The 4,047-nt window shown below is 64.9% G+C and carries 3 protein-coding genes; all 3 read right to left on the bottom strand.

Going from position 1 to position 4,047, the window contains the following annotated elements:
- The coding region (locus tag EN935_RS25315; RefSeq protein WP_164771326.1) for a glycosyltransferase family A protein at nucleotides 1–798 on the bottom strand (798 nt) is incomplete at its 3' end.
- A gap of 145 nt (nucleotides 799–943) precedes the next feature.
- Entirely contained in the window at nucleotides 944–1,828 is an 885-nt protein-coding gene (locus EN935_RS25310) for a transglutaminase family protein (RefSeq protein WP_127263728.1), read from the bottom strand.
- 3 nt (nucleotides 1,829–1,831) lie between these two features.
- A partial coding sequence (locus tag EN935_RS25305) for a circularly permuted type 2 ATP-grasp protein (protein ID WP_127373724.1) occupies nucleotides 1,832–4,047 on the bottom strand: 2,216 nt, incomplete at its 5' end.

Below are 4,047 nucleotides of genomic sequence, written 5' to 3'. Positions count from 1 at the left end.
GTCCAGATCGCCGCGCGCATAGTGGACCCGGGCGATCTTGAGGGCGACAAGCCCTTCCCTGGTCTTGAGCGCCGACATCGGGATGTTGCAGTCGGTAAGCGTGCGCAATTGTCGGCGCCAATCCAGGAAGCGCCGTACCGGGTTGATCGCAAAGCGATCGTCGGAACGCACCGGCGAAACCTCATAGACCATGACGGGTTGCGAAACCATGGCCAGCGATGCCTTGCTCATCAGCCGCGCCCAGAACAGCGTATCCTCGTCATAAGCCAATCCGACCGGGAATCTCGTCTCGCCGATCAGCGATCGGGATGCCAGGACGCTGCCCACGGCGACCGACCGTATGTCGCCTTTCACATAGGCCGAAGCGTTTGCCAGGCACGCAGCCCGATAGCCGTTTGGCACCTTGATCTGTCGATCCTGGCCGTTCACCCGTCGCCGGTAGGCGCCCACGATCATATCGGCTTTCGGCTGCTCCTCCGCCTTCCGGAGCAGCGAGCGCAATCCGCCTTGCAGATGCAGGTCGTCGGCATCGATCAGGTATACCCAGGGATGGGCCGCCTCCACCAGCGCCGCATTGCGGGCATCGCCGGCATCGCGGCAACTGGCCGGCAGCACACGCAACGGCAACGACAGTCCCGCCGCGGCCTCCTGCGCGACAGTTGCCGTGCCGTCGGTCGATGCATCGTCAACCAGCAGGATCTCGCCGATGATCTCGGCCTCGCTGCGAAGCGACGCCAGCGTCGCCGCGATGGTCGCCGCCGCGTTGCAGGCAGGAATGACGACGCTGATCGCTCTCAATACAGAAACCCCGCGCCACGCGCTTAAGAATACAATTATCGTCCACTTCGAAACGAATGCAGATTAGCGGCCACATCGGTGTTTGAGAAGCAGTCTTGTCCATCCGGAGTTGCTGCGAAGAAACCGCTACGGGTGCGGCCTGCTTTCAGGCCTTTTCGAGCACGACCGGAATGACATCGACAGCTTGCTCGCCGACCTGTCCCCCAGTGGTCTTGAGCACGCCAACGATCGGCGCCACGTCCGAATAGTCGCGGCCGTAACCGACCGTGATGTGGTCATTGCTGGCCCGCATGCCGTTGGTCGGATCGAATTCCTGCCAGCCGGCATCGCGTCCGCACCAGACCTTGACCCAGGCATGCATGGCATCGGCGCCTTCCAGCCGGGGTTTGCCTTTCGGCGGGATGGTGCGCAGGAATCCGCTGACATAACCAGCCGGAATGCCGAGCCCGCGCAGACCGGCGATCATGATGTGCGAAAAGTCCTGGCAGACGCCGCGCTTCAGCTTGAAGGCATCGCTGGCCCGGGTCCGCACCGTGGTTGCCTCGCCGTCATAGGTAAAATCGCGATGGATCCGATTGCACAGGTTCATGGCCGTGCCGGCGGCAGAGCCGGCTATGCTGTCCCGCGCGTAGGTGGTGATCGCACCATCGATACCGGCATGGGTGCTGGCCGTCAGGAAATGGTGCGGTGTATCAGGCGCCAGCGACCGCACCGCGGCGAGCTCCTGCCTGAGCCGGCCAATATCGGGCGACACGTCGAGCCCGGGCTCGGGCCGCGACACCGAGACGCGTGCGCTCATCCTTATGTCGAGCGCGTCATGCGCGTCGCGAAAGGCGATCGAGGTGACGTTGTTGCCGAAGAAATCGGAAAAGTCGGAACGCTCGCTGGGCGCCGGCGCAAAGGACAAGGATGCGGCGATGACACGCTGCACGCCCGATATCGTCGACGGCAGTACCCGCACTTGATGACGACCGCCGCCAGCAGCAGCAGCGTAGTCGTAGTGGAGATGAAGCCTGATATCGTAGAGCATGCGTTATCCGAAATAGGCTTTGGCAAGGCTGTTGTAGAGGCCGCCGATTTCGTAGGCGAGCTCGTCCAGCGCCTTTGCCGTCATATCCGAAGGCTCCTTGATGGCGATCTGGGTGTTGAGCTGCAGGATCTCTTTCGCCGCCGGCGACATGTGCCCCTCCCCGCCGAGCGGCGGCAACAGGCCGATCTCGGCCTTCAGCCTTTCGAGCTGGAACAGGATGGAGCGCGGATTGAGCGGGTCGAGCGCCAGGAGATCGATCACCGTGCGCCGGCCGGCCTGCACCGGATACTGCCGGCGGTGGGTCATCACGCTGTCGCCGATCTCCAGCATCATGTCGAGCGCCCCGTCCGGCGCCTTGGCGCTGGTCAGCCGCGACAGTGTGCGGGCGATCTGGATGCCGCGCTCCAGCCGGCGGCCGATCTCGAGGAAGCGCCAGCCGGCGAAGCGGTACATGTTCTCGTGCAGCAGGCCGGAAAAGCCGGCAAGCTTGCGCAGAATGACCGTCATCGCCCGGGTCGCGTCGTCGCCAGGCGCCACCGTCGTTGCGAACTGATGGATGGTCTTCGACAGGTCCTTCAGCGCCAGCCAGCCATCGGGCGAGAAGCGGTCGCGGATCTGCCCGGCGCTGTAGACCGCACTATCCAGCGTACCGATCAATCCTGACGGGATCGCCGTCTCGACGTCGATGCCGAAAGGTTCGAGATAATCCCTGATGTCGGCGAGCAGCGGCATGTCCGGGTCGGAGGTCTCGGCCAGCCGCACATGGTAGGCGCGCAGGATGCGCACCGTGTCTTCGGAGCGCTCGATGTAACGGCCGAGCCAGGTCAGGTTTTCCGCCGCACGGCTGGGCAGGCTGCCGGGCCTAGTGCGGGTAAAGCTGTCGCCTTCTTGCGGTAACAGCGTCTCGCGCTCTACCGGTTTGTCGCTGACAACCCAGACATCCGCTGCCTGGCCGCCACGCTGCATGGCGATCGCCGTCGGGTCGAGCGACAGGCCGACGCGGGCAAAACCGCCCGGCATCACCGTCCAGCCGTCCGGCGTGCGCGCCAGATAGACGCGCAGGCTCGCCGGCCGCGGCTCTAGCCAGCCGCCGACATAGACGGGCGTCGTCGAAAGCGTCACCGCTTCCTGGCCGACGAAGTCGCCGCCATAGCGTTCGATGCGCGCCACCAGCTCCGCCCGCTCGCCGGCGGACAGCGCCGAGCCGAGCTTCGTCTGTTCGTCATCCTCGAAGGCAAGTCTCGTCGACAGCGCCGGCCCGATAACCATGCGATCGATATTGGCCAGCACATGCGCGCGTTCGGTTGCTTGCCCGCACCACCATGTCGCGACGCTTGGCAGCAGCAATTCCTCGCCCCGCAAAGCACGTGAAATCTTGGGCAGGAAGGCGAGCAGCGCGCGCGTCTCCATCAGACCGGAGCCCAGCGCATTGACGGTCGCAACCGCACCCTGGCGGATCGCCTCGACCAGGCCCGGCGTGCCGATCTGCGAATCCGGGCGCAGTTCGAGCGGATCGGCGAAGGCGGCATCGAGCCGCCGCCACAACACGCTGATCGGCATCAGGCCGGAAACCGTGCGCACCATCAGCCGGCCGCCGGAAACGGTCAAATCCTCGCCTTCGAGCAGCATGATGCCGAGATAACGGGCGATGTAGGCATGTTCGTAGTAGGTCTCGTTGAGCGGCCCCGGCGTCAGGATGGCGACGCGGCCATCGGTTTCCTTGGCCATGCCGATCAGCGCATCGCGAAAACGGCGGAAAAAGCCGGCAAGGCGATGCACATGCATCTCGCCATAGATATCGGACAGCGCACGTGTGGTGGCGACGCGGTTCTCCAGCGCGAAACCGGCGCCGGACGGCGCCTGGGTGCGATCGCCCAGCACCCACCACTGGCCATCAGGCCCGCGGCCGAGCTCGAAGGCGCAGAAATGCAGGAAATGGCCGCCGGCCGGCCTGGTGCCAACGACGGGCCGCAAATATTCCGGACTGGCCGCGATCAACCCCGCCGGCAGGATACCTTTTTCGACCAGCCGGTTGGGTCCGTAGATATCGGCGATGGTTTCCTCGAACAACTCGGCGCGCTGCACGAGGCCGGCGCTGATCGCAGCCCACTCGCTCTCCTCGATGAGAACCGGGACATGCGCCAGCGGCCATTCGCGCTCATTGGCGCCGGCCTTGTCGTAGACGCGGTAGTAGACGCCGGCGTCGCGCAGATACTGGT

This window comes from Mesorhizobium sp. M7D.F.Ca.US.004.03.1.1 (genome assembly GCF_003998635.1).
GTDB classification, from domain to species: domain Bacteria; phylum Pseudomonadota; class Alphaproteobacteria; order Rhizobiales; family Rhizobiaceae; genus Mesorhizobium; species Mesorhizobium loti.
The sequence above is the reverse complement of the archived record's forward strand: the minus strand, read 5'-3'. Positions and strand labels throughout refer to the sequence as shown.

Coding starts and splice junctions, on each gene's coding strand:
- EN935_RS25310 (WP_127263728.1), bottom strand. CDS start 1,828: ATGCTCTACGATATCAGGCTTCATCTCCACTACGACTACGCTGCTGCT.